The 24,081-nt window shown below is 70.4% G+C and carries 22 protein-coding genes; 14 read left to right on the forward strand and 8 right to left on the reverse strand.

Annotation, left to right across the window (positions count from 1 at the left end):
* Window positions 1–77: 77 nt before the first annotated feature.
* On the reverse strand, window positions 78–917 hold the full coding sequence (locus Raf01_RS12090; protein ID WP_203917913.1) for an NAD(P)H-binding protein: 840 nt from the start codon (window positions 915–917) through the stop codon (window positions 78–80).
* A gap of 128 nt (window positions 918–1,045) precedes the next feature.
* Between Raf01_RS12090 and Raf01_RS12095 the strand changes: the two genes are divergently transcribed.
* Together Raf01_RS12095 and Raf01_RS12100 are read left to right on the forward strand one after the other, a co-directional pair.
* On the forward strand, window positions 1,046–1,627 hold the full coding sequence (locus Raf01_RS12095) for a TetR/AcrR family transcriptional regulator (protein WP_203917914.1): 582 nt from the start codon (window positions 1,046–1,048) through the stop codon (window positions 1,625–1,627).
* A 213-nt stretch (window positions 1,628–1,840) separates the two neighbouring features.
* Window positions 1,841–2,758, forward strand: coding sequence for a carboxymuconolactone decarboxylase family protein (locus Raf01_RS12100; protein WP_203917915.1), 918 nt, complete (start codon window positions 1,841–1,843; stop codon window positions 2,756–2,758).
* A 62-nt stretch (window positions 2,759–2,820) separates the two neighbouring features.
* Here the strand turns inward: Raf01_RS12100 and Raf01_RS12105 are convergent, their stop codons facing one another.
* Window positions 2,821–3,726, reverse strand: a complete 906-nt coding sequence (locus tag Raf01_RS12105) for a sigma-70 family RNA polymerase sigma factor (protein WP_203917916.1) — start codon at window positions 3,724–3,726, stop codon at window positions 2,821–2,823.
* 188 nt (window positions 3,727–3,914) lie between these two features.
* Here Raf01_RS12105 and Raf01_RS12110 point away from each other — a divergent pair, with 188 nt between their 5' ends.
* Together Raf01_RS12110 and Raf01_RS12115 are read left to right on the forward strand one after the other, a co-directional pair.
* Window positions 3,915–4,256: an antibiotic biosynthesis monooxygenase family protein gene (locus Raf01_RS12110; protein WP_203917917.1), complete on the forward strand. Its 342-nt coding sequence runs from the start codon at window positions 3,915–3,917 to the stop codon at window positions 4,254–4,256.
* A gap of 73 nt (window positions 4,257–4,329) precedes the next feature.
* Window positions 4,330–5,184, forward strand: coding sequence for an NAD(P)H-binding protein (locus Raf01_RS12115; RefSeq protein ID WP_203917918.1), 855 nt, complete (start codon window positions 4,330–4,332; stop codon window positions 5,182–5,184).
* A 241-nt stretch (window positions 5,185–5,425) separates the two neighbouring features.
* On the opposite strand, the gene Raf01_RS12120 is transcribed toward Raf01_RS12115, so the two are convergent.
* Complete coding sequence (locus tag Raf01_RS12120; protein ID WP_203917919.1) at window positions 5,426–6,175, reverse strand: LysR family transcriptional regulator substrate-binding protein; 750 nt, start codon at window positions 6,173–6,175, stop codon at window positions 5,426–5,428.
* Window positions 6,176–6,225: 50 nt separating this feature from the next.
* Here Raf01_RS12120 and Raf01_RS12125 point away from each other — a divergent pair, with 50 nt between their 5' ends.
* Complete coding sequence (locus tag Raf01_RS12125) at window positions 6,226–6,729, forward strand: DUF5997 family protein (protein WP_239133548.1); 504 nt, start codon at window positions 6,226–6,228, stop codon at window positions 6,727–6,729.
* Window positions 6,730–6,783: 54 nt separating this feature from the next.
* Here the strand turns inward: Raf01_RS12125 and Raf01_RS12130 are convergent, their stop codons facing one another.
* A complete protein-coding gene (locus tag Raf01_RS12130) occupies window positions 6,784–7,902 on the reverse strand; it encodes a cellulose binding domain-containing protein (protein WP_203917920.1) in 1,119 nt (372 codons plus the stop codon).
* 557 nt (window positions 7,903–8,459) lie between these two features.
* On the opposite strand from Raf01_RS12130, the gene Raf01_RS12135 reads away from it, so the two are divergent.
* The 3 genes from Raf01_RS12135 to Raf01_RS12145 all read left to right on the forward strand — a co-directional run bounded on the left by Raf01_RS12135 (window position 8,460) and on the right by Raf01_RS12145 (window position 11,551).
* Window positions 8,460–9,635 carry a hypothetical protein gene (locus Raf01_RS12135; RefSeq protein ID WP_203917921.1) on the forward strand — a complete coding sequence of 392 codons (1,176 nt, stop codon included), beginning with the start codon at window positions 8,460–8,462 and terminating at the stop codon, window positions 9,633–9,635.
* A 169-nt stretch (window positions 9,636–9,804) separates the two neighbouring features.
* Window positions 9,805–11,130, forward strand: coding sequence for a hypothetical protein (locus Raf01_RS12140; protein WP_203917922.1), 1,326 nt, complete (start codon window positions 9,805–9,807; stop codon window positions 11,128–11,130).
* A gap of 97 nt (window positions 11,131–11,227) precedes the next feature.
* Window positions 11,228–11,551: a hypothetical protein gene (locus Raf01_RS12145; protein ID WP_203917923.1), complete on the forward strand. Its 324-nt coding sequence runs from the start codon at window positions 11,228–11,230 to the stop codon at window positions 11,549–11,551.
* A 1-nt stretch (window position 11,552) separates the two neighbouring features.
* Here the strand turns inward: Raf01_RS12145 and Raf01_RS12150 are convergent, their stop codons facing one another.
* Both Raf01_RS12150 and Raf01_RS12155 read right to left on the reverse strand, forming a co-directional pair.
* On the reverse strand, window positions 11,553–12,677 hold the full coding sequence (locus Raf01_RS12150) for an IS630 family transposase (protein WP_239133549.1): 1,125 nt from the start codon (window positions 12,675–12,677) through the stop codon (window positions 11,553–11,555).
* Between the two features lie 125 nt (window positions 12,678–12,802).
* Window positions 12,803–13,570: a class I SAM-dependent methyltransferase gene (locus Raf01_RS12155; RefSeq protein ID WP_203917924.1), complete on the reverse strand. Its 768-nt coding sequence runs from the start codon at window positions 13,568–13,570 to the stop codon at window positions 12,803–12,805.
* 296 nt (window positions 13,571–13,866) lie between these two features.
* Here Raf01_RS12155 and Raf01_RS12160 point away from each other — a divergent pair, with 296 nt between their 5' ends.
* Window positions 13,867–14,193 carry a hypothetical protein gene (locus tag Raf01_RS12160; protein WP_203917925.1) on the forward strand — a complete coding sequence of 109 codons (327 nt, stop codon included), beginning with the start codon at window positions 13,867–13,869 and terminating at the stop codon, window positions 14,191–14,193.
* A gap of 76 nt (window positions 14,194–14,269) precedes the next feature.
* On the opposite strand, the gene Raf01_RS12165 is transcribed toward Raf01_RS12160, so the two are convergent.
* Both Raf01_RS12165 and Raf01_RS12170 read right to left on the reverse strand, forming a co-directional pair.
* Window positions 14,270–15,502, reverse strand: coding sequence for a phosphodiester glycosidase family protein (locus tag Raf01_RS12165; protein ID WP_203917926.1), 1,233 nt, complete (start codon window positions 15,500–15,502; stop codon window positions 14,270–14,272).
* Between the two features lie 74 nt (window positions 15,503–15,576).
* Window positions 15,577–18,123 carry a polysaccharide lyase family 8 super-sandwich domain-containing protein gene (locus tag Raf01_RS12170; protein WP_239133550.1) on the reverse strand — a complete coding sequence of 849 codons (2,547 nt, stop codon included), beginning with the start codon at window positions 18,121–18,123 and terminating at the stop codon, window positions 15,577–15,579.
* A gap of 373 nt (window positions 18,124–18,496) precedes the next feature.
* Between Raf01_RS12170 and Raf01_RS12175 the strand changes: the two genes are divergently transcribed.
* From Raf01_RS12175 to Raf01_RS12195, 5 genes are read left to right on the forward strand one after another with little or no spacing between them, the layout of a single operon-like run.
* The gene (locus Raf01_RS12175; RefSeq protein WP_203917927.1) at window positions 18,497–19,822 is read left to right on the forward strand and encodes an ABC transporter substrate-binding protein; all 1,326 of its coding nucleotides are present in this window, start codon (window positions 18,497–18,499) and stop codon (window positions 19,820–19,822) included.
* Window positions 19,822–20,778, forward strand: coding sequence for a carbohydrate ABC transporter permease (locus Raf01_RS12180; protein ID WP_203917928.1), 957 nt, complete (start codon window positions 19,822–19,824; stop codon window positions 20,776–20,778). Before Raf01_RS12175 ends, Raf01_RS12180 begins: the two co-directional genes overlap by 1 nt.
* Before the next feature lie 12 nt (window positions 20,779–20,790).
* A complete protein-coding gene (locus Raf01_RS12185) occupies window positions 20,791–21,702 on the forward strand; it encodes a carbohydrate ABC transporter permease (protein ID WP_203917929.1) in 912 nt (303 codons plus the stop codon).
* Window positions 21,699–22,886 carry a GntR family transcriptional regulator gene (locus tag Raf01_RS12190; RefSeq protein WP_203917930.1) on the forward strand — a complete coding sequence of 396 codons (1,188 nt, stop codon included), beginning with the start codon at window positions 21,699–21,701 and terminating at the stop codon, window positions 22,884–22,886. Before Raf01_RS12185 ends, Raf01_RS12190 begins: the two co-directional genes overlap by 4 nt.
* Entirely contained in the window at window positions 22,883–23,917 is a 1,035-nt protein-coding gene (locus Raf01_RS12195) for a Gfo/Idh/MocA family protein (protein WP_203917931.1), read from the forward strand. The genes Raf01_RS12190 and Raf01_RS12195 overlap by 4 nt, the downstream gene beginning before the upstream one ends.
* The last annotated feature ends 164 nt before the right edge of the window (window positions 23,918–24,081 follow it).

The following is a 24,081-nucleotide window of genomic DNA, read 5'->3' on the forward strand; positions in this document are numbered from 1 at the left end:
AGCCGGCTGCCGGGCCCTTCGCGGACTGAGGGCCCGGCTGCGGCGCGATCCTGCGGCCGTCGTCGGGGGCCGCCCGGCTACCGGAAGGCGTCCAGGTTGTCGGCCACCCATTGCGCATAGGTGCGACCGGGGCGTCCGACCGCCCGCTGGTAGTCGGGCGACACCGGGTCGGAGTTCGGGCTCAGCGAGCCCGGCGGGCGGATGATGTACTCGATCGCGTCGTCCGGAACGCCCAGGCCGCGCCAGCGTTCGCGAGCCTGGTCCAGGGTGATGTCGACGAACCGGAGCTCATGACCGAGGAGGTCGCCGATGACCCGGACCTGCTCTCGCCGGGTGATCGGTGCGGGTCCGGTCACCGCGTACGCCGAGCCCGCGTGACCGTCTTCGAGTAGCGCCGCGACGGCGACGTCGGCGACATCGGCCTCGTGTACCGGGACGCCGCGCACGTCGCCGTGCAGCTCCCGCACCACGTGCTCGTCCCGGATGCTGCCGGCCCACCCCAGCGTGTTCGCCATGAACTCGCCACCGCGCACGAGCGTCCACATCAGACCGGACTGTTGGACCGCGTGCTCGACGGGGAGGTAGACGGCGTTGGCGTAGTACGTCGGGTCACCCGTCGTGGTGTCCACCGCCGACGAGGAGAGCGCCACGATTCGCCGTACGCCCGCCTGACGGGCCAGGGCGACCACGTCCCGAGCTGTCTCCGCGTGTGGCAGCAGCAGCATCCGGTCCACGCCCGCGAACGCGGGCGCGAGCGTCTCGGGCCGGGCGAGGTCACCCGTCGCCACCTCCACCCCATCGGGGAGGGTCTTCCCTGCGGGGTCACGGGTGAGTGCACGTATCGGCTCCCCGGCCCGGCGGAGTTGGGCGACCACGTGCCGACCAACGTTCCCGGTCGCGCCGGTGACCAGAATCATCTACTTCCTCCCGTATTCCTGCCCGTTGGGTGCCCTACTGTGCGACATCAGTGTCGCATATTGATTCTCAGACGTGTGAATAGGCGACCCTGGAGTCCGGAAATCGGACGTAGCTGTAGACTGCTCGAGTGGACAGCCCCCGCACAACGGAGACCGGGACGCGGAATCGGACCCGCCGCGCGATCCTGCGGGCCGCCGCCTCGGTGCTGGCCCGTCAACGCACCGCGACGTTGGCCGACATCGCCCGTGCCGCCGAGGTCAACCGGAGCACGGTGCACCGCTACTTCGCCGACCGGGACGATCTGATCCGGGCCGCCGTCGACGACTCGGTCGAGGCCATCGGGCGGTCGGTCGAGGAGGCGGGGATCCACGAGGGGCCGGCAGCGGAGGCGATGCGACGTCTGGTGCTGGCGCACCTGAATGTCGGCGATCGGCTGATGTTCTTGTTCGGCGACCGGCACACGATGCGGCGCTACGGCGTGGTCGAGCCGGAGAAGCCCCCGCCCGACCCGATGATCGATCTGATCGAGCGGGGGCAGGCTGACGGTGTCTTCGACCCGGACCTGGATCCGCAGTGGATTCAGCACGTGCTCTGGTCACTGGTCTACGCGGGCATCGAGGAGGTCGACCGGGGGAGGATGTCGCGGCACAGTGTCGCCGCCACGGTGGTCCGGACCCTCGAGAACGGCATCCGCACCCGCCCGAGGTGACGCGGTTGGCCGCCCACCTGGCCGCCGAGGAGATTTCGGACTGGGGCCGGCTGCACCGGCAGCCCGCCCCGGCGTACCGGTAGACACACTCCCGAACGCGTGTCACGTCGGCGGCGTGCGAATCGTCATAGTCAGTGACACATCGCAGGGGCCGGACGGGGAAGCGCTGAGCACACCCGCCGCCTGCACAAACTCGACCGTTCAGGAGCCCCGATGAGACTGGCAATCCTCGATCACGGACACCGCCGCCGCGCCAAGGTGTTTCTCGCGCTCACCTCGGCCATGTCGCGGGTGGACAGCCCGGACATCGTCAAGATGCTGCTCTACCGGCCCGGGTTCCTCACCGGTCCGCTGCTGGACCTGACCGCCGACGTGATGCGCGGGCCGTCGTACTGGACCGCGGGGGAGCGCGAGTACCTGGCGATGTGCACGTCCCAGCTGCTGCAGTGCCCGTTCTGCATCGACACGCACGCCGAACTCACCCGCATCGCCGGCCAGGGCGACATCGACCCGGACGATCCCGCCACCACCCGGACCGAACTGCACGCCGTGCGCGCCTTCGTGGCCACCGTCACCCGCACCCCGGACCGGGTTGACGCCACCGCGGTCGCCGGCCTGCCGGAGCAGGCGGTGCTGGAAGCGCTCCACGTCAGCCTGGTGTTCGGCATCATCAACCGGCTGGCCAACGCGTTCGGCTTCACCCTCCGTGACGGCCAGTTGCACAGCGGTACCCGCGCCCTGCACCGGGCCGGCTACCGTTTCCCGCGGTTCCTGCTCGCCGAGGGCGACACCACCGGCCCCGGCGACACCACCGGCCCCGGCGACACTGCGGGCTCCGGCGATGCCGTGGAGAAGCTTCGTCACGCGGTACTGGACGCGCCCGCCACCATCGACCCGGCGGTGCGGAAGGCCGCCGCGGCCGGCGACCCGCTTCCCGAAGCGTGGCAGTCCTACGCCACGACCGTCCGCGACGCCTCGTACAAGGTCACCGACGCCGACATCGACCGCCTCACCGCCGCGGGGCACACCGAAGAGGAAATCTACGAGGTCACCGTCGCCGCGGCGGTCGGCGCGGCGATGCGCGGCTTCGACGCGGGCCGGCACGCGATCGGGTACAAGACCGTGGGCTGAACCGGACAGCCTTGCGCCGGAGTCACCGATGCACCGCGAGGACGAGTCACCGCGAGGACGAGTCACCGATCCGCCGGGAGGACGGTGGCGGCGATCCGCCGGACGCGTGCGGGATCGGCGATGGTGTCGATCCTGGTGATCCTGCCTGCCTCGACGGTGAAGCCCATGACGATGACCGGGTGCCCGTCCAGGGTGACGATGACACCGGCCGACCCGTTGACCAGTACGGGACGTAACGCGGCGCCCCGGTTGCCCAGCCACTGCCGCAGCCCCGTCGTCGCCTGCTTCGCCACCGCGGCCGCGCCACGGATCAGCATCGACGCGTCGGCGCGCTCGGTACCCCCGTCGGTCCGCGACAGCACCTCGGGGTGGAGCAGGCAGACGAGGGCATCGAACTCGCCCTCGCGCGCCGCGGCGAAGAAGGCGTCAACGAGCTGCCGTTGACGGACTGGGTCTGGGCTGGTCGGCGGCTCCGCTCCACGGATCCGCTGGCGCGCCCTGCTGGCGAGTTGCTTCGTGGCGTTCGGCGTCCGGCCCACGATGCCGGCCAGCGTGTCGAACGGCAGCTCGAACATGTCGTGGAGGACGAACACCAGACGTTCGTCGGGGGTCAACGAGTCGAGTACGACCAGGAGGCCGAGCCCGACCGAATCGCTGAGCAGCGCGGCGTCTTCCGGCTGCGACTCTCCCTCCGGGCTCACAACTGGGTCCGGCAGGTGGGTGTCGAGGGGCTCTTCGCGTCGGTTGTTGCGCGAGCGCAGCATGTTCAGGCACACGCGGGCCACGATGGTGGTCAGCCAGCCGCCGAGGTTCTCGACCCCGTCGGTACCGGCTCGGTTCAGCCGCAGCCAGGCGTCCTGGACGGCGTCGTCGGCCTCGGTCGCCGAACCGAGCATGCGGTAGGCGACCGCCCGCAGGTGGGAACGGTGCTCCTCGAAGCGACCGGCCAACCACTCGCTGTCGTCCATCGTCTCCTCCTCGCGTGGCACGGCTCCACGACAGTGACGCGCGGGCGGCCACCGATGTGACGGGCTCCGCGGCGGCCGGTGTGACGCGCTCCGCGTTACCTCTGCGCCCTGTGCGGTGTCATCAAGACAGCAGGCGCCACCACGACTCCGGTGTCCACCGATCACCGGCCCGAGAAGAAGGAGTACGCATGGCCCTCACGCCACCCGGCGACGGACCGATCACGCTGATCAACGTCTTTGACGTTCCCGTCGAGACAGTCGACGAATTCATCGAGCGGTGGCGTGTTCGAGCCCAGCTCATGACCGCGGCACCCGGCTTCCGGGACGCGCGGCTGCACCGTGCCGTCACCCCCGACGCACGCTTCCCACTCGTGAACGTGGCGCACTGGGACAGCCAGGCGGACCTGGAGGCCGCCCATGCCGCCGACGCCTTCCAGGAACAGATTCGCGCACTGCGCGACGATGCTCGGATGGCGTTCTCCGCCTACGCGGCCTCGTACGAACTCGCCGTCGTGCTGAACAGAGCATGACGGTACCCCTGGCGCACGGTCGGCTGCTCGCCGTTGCCGGCGAGCAGCCGCGAACAGAAGGAGTATTTCGACAGTGATTCTGGTAACTGGCGGGACCGGCAACGTCGGCGGCAGCGTCATTCGGCAACTTCTCGACGCGGGCGAGCAGGTACGCGTTGTCACCCGAACGGACGCGGCCACCCGCGCCTCGCGTGGGCGCACGATCCCCGACGGGGTCGAGGTCGTGCCCGGCGATCTGAGGCAGCCGCAGACCCTGCGCACGGCGCTGACCGGTGTCGACCGGGCGTTTCTCTTCCCGGTTTTCGACGCGGTCGACGGATTTCTCGACGCGGCGCGGCAGGCCGACCTGCGGCAGGTCGTGCTGCTGTCCTCGTCGGCGGTCACCTACTCGACGCCCGGGTGGATCGGCGAGCAGCACCTGCGGGTGGAGAGGGCCGTTGCCGCGTCGGGGCTGCCGTGGACTTTCGTGCGCCCCGACGCGTTCATGACCAATGACCTGGCCTGGGCGCATCAGATCGCCAACGGCGGTGTCGTGCGCGGGATCTATGGCAAGTCCGCGTGCGCACCGATCGATCCGCGCGACATCGCGGCGGTCGCCGTACGCGCGATCCTCGACCGACTCGTCGGCGAGGCGTACCTGCTCACCGGACCGCAGTCGCTGACCCAGATCGATCGGGTCCACATCATCGGTGAGGTTCTCGGGAAGCCCCTGCGGTTCGAGGAGCAGACTCGCGAGCAGTTCGGCGAGCAGCTGCTTCGTGAGCTGCCGGCGGCGGCGGTCGAGGCGCTCCTCGACATACTCGCCGCGACCGACGGCACCACGGCGGCGGTGCTGCCGACCGTCGAGGAAGTCACCGGACGACCGGCGTTCACCTACGCCGAGTGGGTCGCGACCCGCGCGGCGGACTTCGGCGCGGCGCCGATCTGACGATGCCCGACGGTTGCCGGGCCAGGCGTCGATCCGGCAAGGCCGCAGGACTCCTGGATACCGGTGTCGTATCCAGGAGTCCGAGAACGCAGCCGGGCGGCGGCTGGGCCCGCCGCAGGCCGGCGAATGATCGGCAGGACAGGCCCTTACCCGGGAATGAGCCGCATGTCTTGCGGTGTCGGCCCGGAATGCGCCGTATCGCTTGCGCGTGGTTACCCCGAGGCCCGACCGGTGCGGGCTGTCAGCGTCCCCGGCGCCGGGGCGTGCGCGGGTTCGAGCCGCCGGAGCGTCCGCCCGGGCGCTCCGGGTTCGCGCGCGGGGCACGGCCGCCCGGTGTCCGGCCGGTCGGCGCGGGCGCGGGCGGCTGGGCCCGTCCCCGGGTGCTGTTCGCGGTCCGGCCGCGGACGATCCCAATCATCTCCTCGACCAGGTCGGTGTAGCGCTCGCGGATCCAGGCGAGCGCGACCGACGACGTCGGCGCGTCGGTGACCGGCCGGTACGTCAGGTCACGGCGGTGATACAGGCGCGCCAGCGACAGCGGTACGACCAGGACACCGGCCTGCGCCGCCACCAGCTCGACGGCGGCGGCCGTCGTGGCGGGGCGGTCCGTCACCGTGGCCGTGGCCGGGACCGGTGCGCCGGCCCAGTCGAGCACGTCGTCCAGCGGCCTCAGCAGCGGCTCGTCCGCGAGGTCCGCGAGGGTCACCTCGTCGGCCGCGGTGAGTACGTGGTCCCGCGGAACCACGACAACCGTCACCTCGGTGTAGAGCGGGATGGCGTCGAGGGAGTCCCGCTCGACCGGCAGCCGGACGAGGCCGGCGTCGGCCTCGGCGGCTAACAGGGCGGCGGCCCGCTCGGCCTCGGCGGCCATCAGCCGCAGCTCGACGTCCGGCAGCCGCTCGGCCCAGGTGCGGCTCCACCGGTCCACGATGACACCGGGGACCACCAGCAGGCGGAAGGCCGGGGATTGACGATCTTCGGGGACGGACACGGAACCTCTCAGGCGTCGACCGGCGGTGGCCGGCGGCGGGTGCCGGCGTCGTGACGACACAGGACCTGGCCAGGGTACCCGGACCGGTACCGGGCGGGCGTCGCCGGTTCGCCGGGGCGGGTCAGCTGCCCGGCCGGCGCCGGGATCGCTACCCTGACCAGGTGAGCAAGCCGAAAAAGTCCCAGGTGATGAAACCCTCCACGGCGGCGGAGAAGCTCGACGTGTACCTGCCCGCGATGCCCCGAGAGTTCCAGGAACGCCTGATCTCCCGCGAGGAGCTGGACGAACTCCAGCGCAACCCGCCGCAGTGGCTGGTGGACCTGCGGCGGAACGGGCCCCACCCGCGCAATGTGGTTGCCGCGCGCCTGCGGATCTCGAACAGCGGGCTGGCCCGCGGGGGGATCACCGAGCCGCTCACGACCGCGCAGATCGCGGCCCTGGTCGCCGACCCACCCGAGTGGCTGGCGCGTGAGCGTGAGACGCACGCGGAGGTGCTGCGCGAGCAGCGACGGCTGCGGGAGCGGCGCGAGGGGACCGGTGGGGCTACCGCCTGACCAACGGTCGGGGTGGGGCGCCGTCCCGAGCCTTCGGGCACGGCGCCCCGTTCACTAGGTACGGGTACAGGTCGCCACGGGGGCGGTGTTGGTGCCGTTCCAGCTACCGAGGAAGCCGAACGTGGTGGACGCCCCCGGGGACAGTGTCGCGTTGTAGGCCAGGCTGCCGAACGTGTACGGGTTCGCGGTGCTCGTCAGGCTCGCCCCCCAGACCTGGGTGACCGTCTGGCCATTGGCGAAGGCGAGGGTGACCGTCCAGGACTTCGCGGCGTCGGTGCCGGTGTTCTTCACCGTCACCTGCCCCTGGAAGCCACCCGGCCAGCTTGAGCCGAGGCGGTACGCGGCGGTGCAGGTCCCGTGGTCCGCCGGGTGGGTCGGGCACGGCGAGGGCGGCGGCGCGACCAGGCGCGGTGCGGTGAAGTCCGAGGTGTTGCCGGCAGCGTCCCGTGCCCGTACCTCGAAGTACCCGAGCGTGACGGGCTGAGTGTACGAAGTCGTCGCGGTGGTGGCGACGAAGCCGAACGAGCTGGAGGAGACTCCCTGTGTCGCATAGACGTCGTATCCGGTGACGCCGACGTTGTCGGTGGACGCGGTCCAGTTCAGGGTGACGAGGACGCCTTGCGTGCTGTCGCACCGGAACGAGGCCGTCAGGTTGGTCGGTGTCGTTGGCGCCTGGATGTCCGCCGGCGGGGGCGATGTCGGGTTGGTCGGGCATGGCGACGGTGGCGGCAGGACCAGGAGCGGCGCGGTGAAGTCCGAGGTGTTGCCGGCCGCGTCCCGCGCCCGTACCTCGTAACTTCCGGCGGTGACGGGCTGGGTGTACGAGGTCGTCGCGGTGGTGGCGACGAAGGCGAACGGGCCGGACGAGGCTCCTCGCGCGAAGTAGACGTCGTACCCGGTGACGCCGACGTTGTCGGTGGACGCGGTCCAGCTCAGGGTGAGCAGGACACCTTGTGTGCTGTCGCACCTGAATGAGGCGGCCAGGTTGGTCGGTGTCGTCGGCGGTTGGGTGTCCGTGGACGAGGAACCGGTGGCGACGGTGCCCGCGAGCGAGGTGACCTGGTTCGCGGGAGCGGCCTGTGCGTCGGGCATGGCGACGATCGCGAGTCCGGCCGCGGTCACCCCGGCCAGCGTGGCCCAGTAGAGCGGACTCTTGAACATTCTCCTGAACATCAAGACTCCCGGGGAGGTGGTGAGGCTGACAACTGAGCATTCCAATGCAGACTGAGATGTATGTCAATGTTTCGAATTATCAACTCGGGGACGGCGCGAAGAGTGACCGGTTTTCTTCCAGCCAACGCACCCGGTCGGCCGCCTCACCCTGAACCTGCCGATCCCGGTGTCTGTGCGAGGGCCGTGACGTGCGGTACATGCTGCCCGGTCTCGGCAGTTAGTCTGCCGCCATGGCCACGATGACACCAGCGACCGGGGATGTGGCGGCGATCCAACTGCCGGGCGGCGGTTACGGTGCTTGTCGGGTCGTCAGTAGCGGCAGGGCCACGGTTGTCGCCTGTGCGTTGGCTTGGCACTCGGAAGATCCGCCCGAATTGCGGCAACTGGCCGATGCCGGGCCGCTGATCCTGGACCACCATGCCCATCAAGGCGAGCCCGCAAAGATCAACATCGATGTCGACGAGTTGCCTCCACCGGGATGGATGTGGCTCGGTCGGCTACCGGTCCCAGCGGGTCTGCCCGCAGGCGGCCGCAACGCCTACTCCGGATGGTCGTGGTTGCCCACGCAGATCGCCGCCCAGCGGCGATGGGACCGGAAGCTGCCGGCCGCGGCCAAGCAGGCGTACCGGGCCGGGGCGACCCGGGGCCAGGTTGCGGTCGATTTCGGGGCAGGGCCGGCCGTCATCGGCGGCGCGACCGGACGGCTGGACCTGACGGGCGCGGGCCCGCTCGGTCCACCCGCCACCGGGGCGGTGCGCTGGTCAGCACTGGACGATCTACCGCGCTGCACGTCGCTGACCTGGGCCGGCCCCGACCGAGGACTCACGGCCGCGCTGACCGACCATCCCATCATCCAGAACCTCACCTGGACGGACGCCCCGTCCAACCTGGATCTGCGCCATACCGGCCTGACCAGCGTGTCCGTCCGCGGCCCCATCGACCTGCTCCAGCTACCCGAAGACCTGACCTCTCTCGACCTGCTCGACGGTGCCCGTGTACATGCCGTGACAGCCGTCGACCACGGCCGGTGGTTGAACCTGTGGATCTCCAGCCCGACGCCCACCGTCCACATTCCGGCCGGGCTCGATCAGGTCCGGGAACTGCGCCTGGCCGGGAGAGCAACGATCGACGCCGCACCGCTGCGTGTCTTGCAGCGTCTGGAAACCCTGTGGCTTGATTGGCAGGCCGCGCCCGGCGCGCTCAACGACGCCGCGGTGCTGGCCGAACTGCCCCGGCTCGCTCGACTCACGCTGACCGACGCCTACGATCTCGACGCCGACACGCTGCCCGACCTGCCCACGCTGACCAGTCTGGCGATCCACGGCCTGCGTCGCACCGCCGCGACCGGCATCAAAGCCCGCTACCGGGGTAGCGACACCCACCTCAGCATCACCGGCGCCAAGAACGACATCTGGTTGGCCGCCAACCTCACCAACCCGCTTCGCGACTGGGCCGACGACGATCCACGCGGCGGAGCGGCAGCCTGCAAGGCGTATGCGGCGGCCGTCCGCGCGGTGGACGCTCTGCCCGTTGACCCGCGGGACCCCGCCACAGCCGCCGAGCCGATTCTGCGAAGCTTCGTACGGCAGCTCAATCGCATCGACGAGCGGTGGGAACTCATCGACACCCTGCGCCGCGAACAAGCCGGCGACGCGTTCGTCGCTCTCGCCACCCGCGCCGGAGTACCCACCGATGTGGCTGACGAGTGGTTCGACGACTGGCGTGACTTCTAGTGCGGTCGGCGGCCCTGGAAAACGGTTCGACGGCCAGTTTGGCCCGCGCCCGCCGGCACAGCGACAGCGCTGATCATCGGCGTGGTCGAGCCGTCAAGTTCTTGTCAAGCAAATGACCAAACGCGCACTTCTAGCCTCGGTGGAGTCCATCACCATCGGGGAGGCAACGTTGCGCGAATCAAACAGCCACAGGCCCGTCGAGTCCACGGGTGCCGGATCGGAGCAGCCCGAGCCGGTCTGGAAGACCGTGATGTCGACGGCTCGCAGAAGGGCACTGGTCGCCGCAGCCGTCGCGGTCGGCATGGGCGTTTTCGGCGCCGTGACGATCCATCCGGCCGCGGCGGGACCCCCGTCCGGGCGTCCCGCGATACCACCGGCCGGTGGCAAGGCGCCGACCGGCAACGAGATCCAGGAGGGGATCGAGGGCGCGCTGAAGAAGACGCTTCCGAAGCTCAACATGCAGCCCGGCGTCCCGCCACAACCCGATCAGCCCCAGGCTCCGCCGAAGAGGTATTTCGAGCCGTTCGATCCCACCAAGCCGTTCACGATGCCGGAGCCTCCGCACATCACGTGGGAGAACACGCTGCCGGGTCTGATTCAGCGGAAGTGGCACGAGTACTTCCATCCGGAGGACACGCCGCAGGATCAGCCGCAGCAGCCACAGACGGATCCGCAGCAGGCGACTCCGCCCCAGGGCGTTCCGGCGCAACCACCGGCGGCGCAGCAACCACCGGCCGCGCAGCAACCGCCGGCCGCGCAGCAACCACTGGCGGACCCGGATCGGGATCAACCGATCCAGGACGCGCCCGACGATTCGGTGCCCACCATCGACGACCTTCAGAGCCTGGCGCCACCCGGCGTCACGGTGGCGGATCCGGATGCTGACCTCGGTACGCAGGATCCAGCCGCGTCGGCCGACCAGCCTGACGACTCTTCCCAGACGGCGCAGGAGACACCCGACTCGGCAATCCCCTCGATCCAGGACCTTCAGCAGCTGGCCCCGCCCGGAATCAGCGTCGTCGACCCCGCCGACGATCCGGCGGATCAGACTCCCGACGTGGACCCGCAGACACCGAACGAACCCGGTCCGGACGCGGTCGATCCGGACGCGGCGATCTCGCGGAGCGAGGACGCCGACCCGGCCGGGGTGCAGGTCGCGTCCGCCGATGGCGTGGACACCGGCAGCGCCGACGCCACCGGAGACGCCGGCGAGCCGGGCTCCGACGATTTGCACAGTGCGTCTGGCGACGAAGCGTCCGGTACAGCCAATGGGTCGGACGACTCCGGCACCAGCGGCGACACCTCCGCCAGCGGTGACAGCGCGGGTGGTGACAGCGGGGACAGTGCCAGTGGAGACAGTGCCAGCGGGGACAGCGCCAGCGGCGGTCTCGGCGGCGACTCGACCGGCGGTGGCGACGGCGGCGGCGGTGACGGCGGCGGTGGCGCTGGCGGTGACGGCGGTTCTGGTGGTGACGGCGGCGCCGGCGGTTTCTGACGGTCGATCCCGAAGCAGGTGAACAATCTAGTGCCCTGACCACTAACGTTGACCGGCTTGGGATCGTTGGCTCGTAGGGCCCGAGTAGCCTCGGCTCGTGGAAGATCGCGAACAGTACCTGCGATATCAGCAGGATCGGACGGTGCTGGCGGCGATCGGGGCTTGTCTTGATCGCCAGGTCAGTCGGATCAGCGTGCGGTTGCCTCGGTCTCTGGCCGAGTCGGCCGTCGCCGCCTGGAATCGCGAAGAACTGGGCGGGATCGGCGAGGAGAGTCGCGAAGAGTTCGAACTGCGTGACGATGCCGCCGAACTGGCCTGGATCGGTCTGGCGATCAGTGAGCGCGGCGTTCGCGACGGTGAGGAGGTCGTTGTCGACCTGGATGTCGTCGAGGTCGCGGCAGCGTTGCAGGCCGCGCGATAGGTCAGGCCGCGGTAGCGAGAGGGCGTCTACCCCAGCGGATGCCTTTCTCACTGCGGATGCGGGCGCGTTCGCGGCGTTGTGCGGCCAGGACGTCGGGATGGCGGGCGTTGGCGTTGCGCCAGCGCAGGTAGGCGTGGATAGCCTTGGTCGAGGCCGGGTGGTTGGCGCGGTTGGAGCCGGCGACGGTGAACATGCGCAAGGGCCCGAAGTGGGCCTCGATCGGGTTGGCCCAGGACGAGTAGGTCGGGGTGAAGCACAGTTCGACCTTGTGCCGGGCCGCCCACTGGCGGATCGCCGCGCCGCGGTGGGCGGAAAGATTGTCCAGGATGACGTAGATCGGTGCGCCGTCTGGCCGGGCGGCGCGGATCGACTTAAGCGCGGCCAGGGTGTTCGTGGCGGATTTGCGGCGGCGCACGACACCCCAGAGGGAGTCGTCGCCGACCGAGTAGCAGCCGTGGAACTGCCGCACTCCGTGCAGCTTGTGGTAGTTCGCTGGCAGCCGGTCCGGATGCCCGGCCGGTGCCCATCCCGCCCCGCCATGCGGGCGGATCGTGAGCGGGCCGAATTCGTCGAAGGCGAAAACCCGGTCCGGGACCTCGGTCATGACCTGCTCGATGCGGGCCAGTTTGGCCTCTTTGGCCGGGTCGTTGGATTCCTTCCACGTCTTCGTGCGCTGGAAGGTCAGGTCGTATTTGCGCAGCAGCTGCCGGAGCCGTTCCCGACCGATCTGGACGCGGCGGGTGCCGTGGTTGTGGGCGAGGTAGTCGGCGAGTTTCCGCACGCTCCAGCGGGTGAACGGCTGGTCGAGCGCTTCGGGTCTGGTGCTGGCCGTCGCGACGATCAACGCTTCGTCGTCTTCACTGATCAGGCGGGGACGGCCACCCGCCCACTGAGGGTTGAGGCTGGCCATGCCCATCTCGTTGAACCGGTGGATGACCTGCCGGACCGAGTCCTCATCGGCCTGGACCAGCCGCGCGATCACCGGCACGCTGTTGCCGCCGGCCGACGCGAGGACGACCATCGCCCGGCGCAGCCGGATCGCGGAGCCGGTACCTCGTCTGGTTATCCGCAGCAACTGCTGACCCTCCTGGTCAGTCAGCCGCCGCACCCACACAGGTTCTGCCACCCCGACAGCCTGACCGCGACAACGCCGCCCGGCTTGCAGGCTGGGCGGCGTGTCATCCAACACCGCGAACGTTTGTGGTCAGGGCACTAGCGGGGCGGGACCTCCCGCCCCGCCGCCTGCCTCGACTACCGCTCCTGGCGCCGTCGCGCGAAATGGACGATGAGGTCGGCGGCGATCTCGACCGTCTCGGGCAGGACCCGGCCGATCCGGCGATACACCTGCTCCCGCTGCGAGGGTGGCAGTTCGAGATAGGCCGAGACGGTCGAGAGATGGCCGACGTACTCGTGGGCGCTCATCGTCAGGCGCCGCTCGATGACGACCTGCCGGACGTCGGTGAACCATGCGGAGCGTTGCAGCTCCGTACCCGGCCACTGCATGTCGTGCTCCGGGGGCGTCCCGTCCGGCGACGGAATCTCGTCGGTCTCCAGGAACGGCGCCCGGGCCGCGTGAACGGCTTCCCGCACCCCCCGGTCGGCCAGCTGGACCGGTCCGCCGCACGAGGCGAACACGGCCCCCGGCTCCAGCAGTGCCGCCACCCGCGACCACCGCCCCTCCGGGTTGGTCCAGTGCAGCGCCGCCGCCGCGAAGACCAGCCCGTAGCGCTCGCCCAGGGGCAGGTCCTCGAAGGCCGCCCGCACGGTCGTGACGTTCGCCGGCACGTGCTCACCCAACTCGGCGAGCATGGCCCCGTCGGGATCGGTCGCGGTGACCGTGACTCCCCGCTGAGCGAACAGGCGGGTCGCCTTGCCCGTCCCGGCGCCGATCTCGAGGGCGGTCCGGACCGGTCGGCCCGCGTATGCCATCACGGTGTCGAACAGCTCCACCGGGTACCCCGGCCGGAACCGTTCGTACGCCTCCGCCACCACACCGAAGCTCAGCGCGCGATCGGGCATGCCGAGCATCCTGGCACGATCCGGAGGCGGGTGCTCGGTGTTTTTGCCTTCCCGCATGCCGGGAACGCGTAACGCTCACCGGTGCCGGTTCGATCGCGCACAGCTCGGGTTGGCTGTCGATTCAAACGAAGGGCACGTCTCCCCGGCACGGCCTGCGGACAGCATCCGGCGCCGGCGCTGGTCAACCGGCGCATCGCGAAACGCACACCGCTCCGGTGATGTCTCCCACGCCGACCCTCCGGTTTCGCCTCTCACCGCTCGGGAATTCGACGGTCGTCGTATAGAGAGGGGGACTCATGAAGTTCACCGGTTTACGCACCACCCTCGCGGCCGGGGTGCTCGCCTTGGCCGTCGGCGGCCTTGCCACGCTCCCCGCGACTGCCGCCTCCGCACGCCCCGCCGCGCCCGCCGCCGCGAGTGCCAGCGACGATCTCGGCTCGCTGACGTCCGATGTGCACGGCACCTACACCGACGCGACGGGCGGCACCGGTACCTTCACCGGTACCTTCGTGCCGAGCCAGTTCTCCGCGGTGGGGGACCGGGTGATGATGCTCAACGGCGCCGGTACGGCCAGCCAGATCGCCGCGCTACTGAGTCAGATCCTGGGCCTACTGGGCCTGTAGAGTCCGCTGTCACCTCGGGCGTCCGGCGCGTTTCCGCCGGACGCCCGAGCACGTCGCCGTCGTGTTGACCCACGGCCTAGCGGCTGAATATCCCGATCCCGTTGGCCACCGCTCGTTCGGACGCGCCGTCGGGCAGCTGGTTGACCAGGCTCACGGCGTCGCTGCCGGGAAGCTTGGCGGCGCAGGTGGTCGATCCGCCGCCGTCGAGGTTCACTCCGTCGCTGGCGCCGAAGCTCGCCAGCAGGCTGGCCAGTTGCGCCAGAGTCAGGCCGTTGCCGGCCTCGGCGGCACCGTCCACGGTGACCAGATACAGCCGGTGGCCGTTCGCGCTGATGCCGGCGCCGGTACGGGTGGCCGCCGTCTTCGCGTCCACCCCCGGCATGACGGCGCCGTCGCGCAGGATCGGCGCGGCGCCCACGGCGAACCGGAACGGCACCCCGGGACCGGTCAGCCGGTACCGCACCGAGACGTGTTGGCCGACTGCCAGGCCGCGCAGCTCGTCGGCGCCGGTCTCCCGGCCGACCAGGACCGTGTCGCCGGCCGCGATGGCACCCGCGCCGGGCGTGTCGCTGATCGCGGCGACCCGGCCGTGGCGCACCAGCACCTCTTCGGCGTCCTGCGTGCAGGCATCGGCCCGCTTCGCGTCGCTGCCGCAGACCGCCCGCTCGCGGGACACGGTGCCCCAGGCGGCCGTGAACACGCCGATCGAGTTCTGGGGAAGTGCGTACTGGTTGAGCCCGGCGACCGGGTACTGCGACCGGCCGGCCGCGACGGTGCCGGCCAGCGTCAGGGTGCCGAGCCGGGCCCGGCCGTCGACGCCGACGCCGATGACGTCACGTGTCGAGGTACCCGGTGCCATCGCAGGGCCGAACCGCTGCGCGTCCGGTACGGCCGCCTTCAACGGTCGCGAGCCGGTGACCTCTGGCCCGTCGGACGAGCCGGTGGGCGTCACTCCGGGATGCTGGGACTCCTCGATGTTGAAGAAGTCCGCGTTGACACCGGCCACCGCGCCCTGGCGGGCCACCATCGAGGAGACCTGTTCGCGCGAGCCGACGTCGGCCGGGTGGAGCAGGTCGACCCGGACCCGGGGGTCGGTCAGGTCGACGGTGAGGAGCTCGCCGCTGGCGCCGGAGTACGAGAAATGGCTCAGCGTCACGCCGTGCGCCAGGCGCCCGGGGTCGGTCTCGCCGGCGGAGGATGCGCCGGCGGCAGAAACGGCGGCGGCCGGCGCGGCGGAGACGGGCGCGGCGGCGCCGAGCGCCGTGAGCGTGGCGGCGAACGCCAGGGCCACGGTACGGATGGGGGGCATCTTGCCTCCTGATCGCGGGTGGTGATGTCGTCGCGGGTGGTGGTGTCTCGGACCGTCCACTGTGGTCATCCGCGCTACCGCAGCGTGACGGTGAAGGTCCGGCCGTAGGCGTGCCGGGTGGCCACGTCGATGCGCGTGCCGCCGGCGACCCGGCTCACCCGTACGCCGCCGTCGGCCGACCGTACGCCGCGGTGCGGGCCGTGCAGCGTCACCGAGATGGTGTCCCGGTTCATGGTGGGGTCGGACACGGCGACGGAGACGGTGCCGTCCTTCTGCTCGCTCAGGATCACCGACGCCGGGCCGTCGACCGACAGCCGCTGCACCGAATGCCGCCCGGCGGCGAAGACGTTGACCGCGGTCAGTCCCAGCCGCGCGTGCCTGACCGCCTGCACGGCCGTGGTGTTGGCGAGGACGGACAGCGGACCGTGGGCGTACCCGTCGAGCTGCCGCTGTGTCGCGTGCGGCACCACGGCATAGGCCAACGACGTGTGCGGTGTGCCGGCGGCCTGCTCGACGACCGCGCCGAACACCTTCTTGGTCACCGCGGTGTCCGGGTTGCTGGCGCGCACCACGCGACGGCTGCCGGTGACGGTGTCCAGGGTGACGGTGACTGGCCGCGGCTGCAGGAAGGCGTACCCGACCGCGATCGCCTGGCTGTCGTTGGCATAGCGGAGCCAGGCGAGGTCGGCGGTGCCCGGGCCAGTCCACGGCCTCCGGTCGCGCCGCTGGCCGCTCAGCGTGATCGAGTCGGCCGCGCCCGCGATGCGGGTGTCGATGGTCGTGGTCACCGCGCGGCCGGCGGAGTCGCCGACCCCGGCGGCCAGTACCACGATCTCGTCGTCGAACATGAACCACGACTTGGTGGCGTCGGCGTTGCGGTACACGACGAAGTCGTCGGGCAGCGTGCCCGCCTGCTTGGCGGCGTACGCCACGTCGCTGGACTGGACCCATCCCACCGCACCGTAGGCGCCGAGGGTGGCGCCGCCGGAGTGTTCGTTGGTGCCGCATGGGAAGTAGACGTAGGTGTTCTGTGACTCGGAGGACGAGGTGAACCCGGCCGCCGGATTGTCGTACCACTGGGTGCCGTACAGCTCGGGGACGGTGTGCCGGGTCTCGACGGGCGCCGTGACGCCGGCCAGCCTGTACGGCGAGACGGTGGTGTAGTAGTCGACGCCGAACGCTTGGGTCTGGTCCTGGCCGGACAGGTACAGGTAGTGCGCCCCGTCGCCCTGGAACCAGGGCAGCTGGTTCTCCCCGCTCATGTACTCGTACTTGCTGATCCGCTTGGAGTTGCGGGCCAGGGCGAACGCGTAGCCCGGCCGGCGGTGCACGGTCCGCTCCATCGCGTTGAAGGCGACATTGCGCGCCGGGGGATTGAGGTCGGCGGCCGGGATGGCCGGATCGGCGAGGATGTCGGCGTAGCGCGCGACGCTGACCGGGGACACGAAGCCCGCGGGGTCGAGGGTCGCCTTCGAGGTCTGCCGGACGAACTTCGTGTAGCCCGACAGCGTCGTGGCGGCGGCTCCGGTGGCGTACGCCGAAAGGCCGACGACCGCCTCGACCACCGCGGCCACGTCGGCGTAGCCGGTTCCCGTCCGGGACACCGCGCGACCCTTGACGATCTCCATCATCCAGCCCTCGAAGATGAGCGGGGCGAAGCCGTTGACCACCCAGCCCTGGACGACGCCGACCAGGTCGTCGCTCGGCGTGTAGCTCGTGCCGTCGAGCGTCTTGACGGTCTGCACGATGCGGGTGAGCAGACCGGCGCCGTACGAGCCGGTGTAGGCGACGGAGGCGTGCTGGATGAACGAGCCGTCGGCGTAGTAGCCATCGGTCACGCCGTGCTGGAGGTGGTAGGGGTCGACGGTGGCGAAGACGGTCAGTTGGTCGGCGACCGCCTTGCTCACCCGCGCGTCGTCGCCGAGCACGGCGCCCTGCAGGATCCGGTTGGTGGTGATGTCGGCGAGGTTGGCGCCGGTGTGGAAGCGCGAGTCGAGGTTGACGTCGCCGTCGATGCCGTTGCGCAGGTACCCGTCCATCGCGGCGACGTACGTGCTCACCAGGTCCGGCCGGTATCCGGCGACCTGGCTGCCCAGCAACGCCAGCGTCTTGCTGACGTGGGTGGAGATGCCGATCTCCCAGTTGAACCAGTTGCCGTAGTAGCCGGCCGCCTGGTCGCCGTAGTAGTGGTCGTAGAGCCAGCCGAGGCCGTCGATCACGCGTCGCTGCACGGTGGCGTTGTCCAGCAGATCCGCGGCGGCACCCGGGGTGCGGGTCGCCAGGGCGATCTCGTGCAGGTACTGGTAGGCGGTCGTGAGGTTGCTGTCGCTCGTACCCAGGGGGAGGTTCGCGAACAGCGCGCCCGATCCGGCGCCGTCCATCGCCGCGAGCCTCGTGCGGGCGGTCGTCTGGATGGCGGCGAGCTTGGCCGCCACCTCGGGCCGGGCGTTGGACGCGCCGGTGCCGGCGAACATGGCGACGGTGTTGTCGATGATGGTGGCGTGGTCGGTGGAGGCGGCGGGGGCCGGCGCGGTGGCCGCGCGTGCCCGCAGGGGCCGTGCCGCCGCCAGCAGTGTCGCCGCCGGAACCGTGGACAGCAGGGCGCGACGCGATATCGGCATGAGGCGATCTCCATGGTGGAGTACGGACGCTTGCCGCATTCAATCAGTTCAAAGTCATCACATCAAGGACTTGCGATGGCGGGCGCCCGTGGGGGACCATCGCGCCGCCCGCGACCCAGGCCGCTGCTCGGCGGTCTAACGCAATCTGTGCAGGTCAGGATTGATTCAGGCGCCGTCGGGCACCGTCTCGGGCTGGTACCGCAGGCGTGACCGCGCCACACGGCGGGCCGCCGGACCGCCGGAAACATATCTGATTCATTATGTGGTTTAGACATTGACTAGGGACTGATTCCTCTAGCAGGATTCGGTGCGTCCCACGACCAGGCGGCGCACCCGGCATTCCGGCGTCCGCGGCTGCCAGAAGGGAGCGACCATGGACAGCCTCATGCCCCGCCGGCAGGTGTTGCGCACGTTCGCCCTGGCGGCGACCGGTGCGGCCGTGCTCGGCAACGCGGCCTGCGGGGGCGGCTCGTCGCCGTCCGGCGCGGACGACAAGGAGTTCACCTACTGGTCCATGTGGCAGGACGGCGAGCCGTCGGCGGTGGTACTCAAGGCGGCGATCGAGCAGTTCACCAAGGACACCGGCATCAAGGTCAACGTCCAGTGGAAGGGCCGCAAGGTCGTCGACCAGATCGCGCCGACGCTGAACACGCACAACGTGCCGGCCGACCTGATCGACTCCCAGGACCGGTTCGTCAAGGCCACGCTGTTCGGCACGAAGCAGGGACTGAACCTGAACTCCGTGTACGACCTGCAGATCCCCGGCGAGGGCAAGAAGGTCGCCGACGTGATCCCGGCCAAGTACCGCGACTTCGCCACCGCCGACGGTCAGGCGTGGCTGGTTCCCTACCAGGTACTGGCCGAGCAGATCTGGTACGACGGAGCGGCGCTGCCGGGTGTCACCGCGTCGCCGCCGAAGACCTGGGACGAGTTCGTCACCCTGCTGGGCCAGCGCAAGGCCGCCCGCGGCGGCGGCGGTCCGCTGGCGCTCGACGGCGACATCGGCGACTACAACGCCTTCTGGACCTACCACGTCATTCTGCGTGACCTGGGTCCCGGCGCCTTCTCCGCCGCCGCCACCGACAAGAAGGGCGCGAAATTCGACGACCCGCGGATGCTCGCCGCGGTGTCGAAGATCGAGCAGCTCGTCAAGGGCGGGTACTTCATCAAGGGCTACAACGGCAGCAAGTGGCCGGCGATCCAGCAGAAGTGGGCCGGCGGCCAGGCGGACTTCCTGCTGCTGGGCACGTTCGTGCCGAGCGAGACGAAGTCGGCGGCCAAGGCCGGCTTCCAGTACCGGTCGTTCCCGTTCCCCAGCGGTGCCGCCGGCGACACCAGCCAGGAGATCTCGCTGGTCGGCTTCGCCATCCCGGCGAAGGCGAAGCACGCCTCGGCGGCGCAGAAGTTCATCGCGTACTTCCTGAACAGCAGCCGGCTCGCCGGCATGTCGTCGACCGCGAACAACCTGACGCCGCGCACCGACATCGCGGTGCCGGCGGTGCTCGCCGACGCGAAGAAGACCCTCGACCAGGCGCGGACCGTTCCGGCGCTGGACGGGGTCAAGATGGACCAGGCCGAGTGGTACATCAAGGTTTTCACCCCGACCAACAACGAGTTCCTGGCCGGCAAGCTGACCGCCGCGGCCTTCCTGGCCAAGCTCAAGAACACGACCGCCGACTATTGGAAGGTCAACGGTTGATGGCCTCGACCGTCGTGCCGGGCAGCCCGGCGCGGACGGCACGCCGATCCGTTCTCGTCGCCGGGTCGTCCAGCCCGCTGGCGCGGCGCCGGGGACGGCTGTTCTGGCCGCTGGTCGCGCCGGCCCTGGTGCTGTACCTGGTGTTCTACATCGCGCCGACCGCGGCCACCGCGTGGATCAGCCTCAACAAGTGGGCCGGGGCGGGGCCGATGCAGTTCGCCGGGTGGGGCAACTACCGGCGGCTGTTGCTCGACCCCACGTTCCACAGCTCGTTCGTCAACACGCTGTGGATCCTGTTCGGAGTCGGCGGCGCCACGTTCCTGCTGAGCTTCCTGCTGACCATGGTGCTGCGCCACCTGGCCGGCAGGAAGGCGCTCCGGTCGATCATCTTCTTCCCGAACGTGGTGTCCGGGGTGGTCATCTCCATCCTGTGGGGTTTCCTGTTCCAGACCGACGGCCTGGTCAACTCGCTGCTGGGCGCGCTGGGCGTGGACAACCCGCCGGCCTGGCTCGCCGAGGACCATCTGTTCCTCGTCATCATGGCCGGCCTGGTCTGGGTGCAGACCGGCTTCTACACCACGATCCTGATGGCGGCAGTCGACCGCATCCCGCCGGACCTCTACGAGGACGCCGAGCTTGTCGGGGTGAACGCCTGGCAGCGTTTCCGCTACGTCACCCTGCCGCTGATGTGGGACGTGGTCGGCGTCTGCGCGGTCCTGTGGAGCATCAGCTCCATCAAGATATTCGAGTTCATCTACGCACTGGCGGGTGCGGCCGGTCAGCTGCCGTCCACCAAGGTGTGGAACATGGCCGTGTACGCCTACGGCGAGGCGTTCTCCTCCGGCGTACCGCGCTACGGCACGTCGGCCGCCACGGCGATGGTGATGCTCGCGATGGTCGCCGTGCTCGTCGTGCTGATCCGGCGCGTGGTCCGCCGGGACAGCGTGGAGTACTGAGGTGGCCCGCGAATGAGCGTGACGACGAGGACGGTGCCCGGACGCGTGCGGCCGGCCGGCACCGGTGGTCGACGGCGTGGCCGCCGATCGCGCCGCGGTGGCTGGATCGAGCGGTTCGGTGGCGGCGGCCTGGTCTGGGCACTGGCGCTGTTCAACATCGCGGTGGCGGTGTGGATGCTGCTCGCGTCGCTCAAGTCGACACGCGAGATCTTCGCCAGGCCCTGGGCGCTGCCCGCACACTGGCTGTGGTCCAACTACACGTCGGCGTGGGAAGCCAGCAACTTCGGTCCGGCGTTCCTGAACACCCTGTTCGTGGTCGCCGGTACCGCGCTGTCCACCATCGCGCTGTCGGCCCCGGCCGCGTACGTGCTGTCCCGGGTCACCCACCGGCTGTCCGGCGCGCTGACCGTGTTCTTCGCCGTGGGCCTCGGCATTCCGGCCCAGGCCATCACGCTGCCGCTGTTCGTGCTGATGAACCAGCTCGGTCTGGTCGACAGCCTGCCCGGCCTGTGGCTGCTCTACACCGCGACCTCGGTACCGTTCACCGTCTTCTTCCTGACTGGGTTCTTCGGCTCGCTGCCCGGTGCCCTGGAAGAGGCCGCCGCGCTGGACGGGGCGTCACCGTGGCGTACCTTCTGGCAGATCATGATGCCGGTGGCCCGCAGCGGCATCGTCACCGCGCTGATTCTCAACATCATCCAGCACTGGGGTGAGACTCTGTTCGCGCTCATCTTCCTGCAGTCCGAGCAGAACCAGACGCTGTCGCTGGCCCTGCTCGGCTTCCTGCAACGCATGCAGTACAACGACGGAGACTGGGGAGTCCTGTTCGCCGGCGTGTGTACTGTCGTGCTGCCCGTACTGGTCTGCTACGTGTGGCTGGGACGGCGAATCATCGAAGGCATGACCCTGGGATCGGTGAAGTGAACACACCCAATCCACCGGGCCGCGACCTCAAATCACGGCGGCTGGCCACCCACCTCCGCGACGCGATCAGATCACGCGCCTACCTGCCGGGCGGGAAGCTGCCGACCGAGCAGGAGATCGCCACCGCGCACACGGTGAGCCTGACCACGGTGCGGCGGGCCATGCAGATGCTGGCCGCCGAGGGCCTGGTGGTACGGCGGCAGGGCGCGGGCACCTTCGTCTCCGAGGGGGCGGCACCGGCCGGCCAGCGGGGGAGCGAGGTCGCGGTGGGAGTCGTCGTACCCGACACCACGATGTACTTCCCGCGGGTACTCAAGGGCATCGAGCAGACCCTGACCCGGGCCGGGGTCCGGTTGATGCTGGCCTGTTCGCACTATGACGTGGAGGAGGACGAGCGCGCCGTGGCGGGGCTGTTGAACGCCGGGGTGGCCGGACTGCTGCTGGTACCCACCTTGATCGAGCGCAACGATCCGGAGGCGTACGTGGCCCGGCTCAACCGCGCGCAGGTGCCCGTGGTCCTCGTCGAACGAGCCCTGGACCCGAGCGGTCCCGCGGACGTGTCGGAGTATGTCCGGACCGACCACGAGGCGGGTGGCTATCAGGCCGTCGCGCACCTGGCCGGGCTCGGGCACCGGCGTCTGGGACTGGTGCTGCGCGGCGGCAACCCCACCTCCAAGCAGGTCGAGACCGGCTTCCTGAAAGCCACCGCCGAACTCGGGGTCGAGGTGGTCGACCGGATCGCCGTGGCGCCCGCGGGTTGGCAGCCGGGGCAGGCCGATCCGGTGCTGCGTACGCTGGTCGACGGCGGGGCCACCGGTCTGGTCAGCCTCGGCGAACGGGAGGCCACCATGCTCCTGTCGGCCGCGCGCCGCGCCGGTGTCGGCGTGCCCGAGCGGTTGGCGATCGTCGCGTACGACGACGACATCGCCGATCTGGCCGACGTGCCGCTGACCGCGGTCTCGCCGCCGAAATACCATCTCGGCCGGCTGGCCGCCGAAGTGCTGCTGCGCCGCCTTGCCGAACCGGACCTGCCCCGGCACCAGGTCCGGCTGCGACCGTCCATTGTGGTGCGTGACTCGTGCGGAGCGAAGGCGGCGGGCATGCGAGCGCAGCGGGAGCCGGTCCCAGTGACCGAGCCGGCTGCTGTGTCTGAGCCGATCCCCGCGTCTGGGGTCATCGCGTGAGCGGCGTGCGGCTGGGCCTCATCGGCGCCGGCGCGGTCGGCGTCCTGCACGCGCAGGCCGCCACGTGCACTCCGGGCGCGGCGGTCACGGCGGTCTGCGACATCGATCGGCAGCTCGCCCAGCGCGTCGGGGACCGGTACGGCGCCCGGGCGTTCGTCGACCACCGGGAACTGCTCGACGCCGGCATCGTCGACGCGTTCGTGGTCAACACCCCGCACGCGCTGCATACCGACATCGTCTGCGACGCGGCCGCCGCCGGCCTGCACGTGCTGGTGGAGAAGCCGATGGCGACCTCGGTGGCCGACTGCCAGCGGATGATCGACGCCTGCGCCGACGCCGGGGTGCGGCTGGTGGTCGGGCACGTGCAGCACTTCCTGCCGGAAAAGGTCGCGGCCCGGAAGGCCATCGACGCCGGTGAGATCGGGCGCCCTCTGTTCATCGCCGACTCGCGGACCATCGACTACCGCGCCGGTACCCGTCCCGCGTGGTTCCTGGACCAGGGCGTCGCCGGCGGTGGAGTCCTGATGAACATCGGCGCCCACTCGGTGGACCGGGCACTGTGGCTGATGGACGGCCGGGCACGCCGGGTCAGCGCGACCGTGGTGGTCCCGCCGGGGTCGGGGGTCGAGACGGATGCGTTGGTACGCATGGAGTTCGTGGACGGCCGGGCCGCCCAGATCGCCATCACCAGCACCGGTGCCCCGGCGGCGTACGACCGGCTGCGGATCGTCGGCGAGCGCGGCTCGCTGACCGTGTCCCCGTACAGCGGGACGGTGTTGTACCTGGACGGTCGGGCGAAGGTGCTGCACGAACCCACGGAGGACGACATCGCCGCGGCGTTCGCCGCTCAGTTGGCGGCGTTCGTCGACTGCGTGGCCGGGTCGTCCGGGCCGGCCGTCGACGGCCTGCACGGCCGGCGGGTCATCGAGGTGATTCTCGCCGCGTACGCGGCGTCGGCAGCCGGCGAGCCGATGGTGTTGGACGGGCAGCGCGGTTGGGCGGGCGGCGGTCCTGACGAGCAGCGGTCCTGACGGAGCGGCTCGGCGGCGGCTCGCGCCGGTTCAGGCCAAGTCTGGCCGGCTGGTCGCCGCGGAAGACGGGGGCGCGGCGGCCGGTCGGCGTCGTTTCAGCCCCGGCCCGGTCCGTGTCGGTTGGGGCCGGCCCGGTCGGCGTCGGTTGCCGCCGGCCCGGTCCG

The organism is Rugosimonospora africana (assembly GCF_016862975.1).
Taxonomy (GTDB): domain Bacteria; phylum Actinomycetota; class Actinomycetes; order Mycobacteriales; family Micromonosporaceae; genus Rugosimonospora; species Rugosimonospora africana.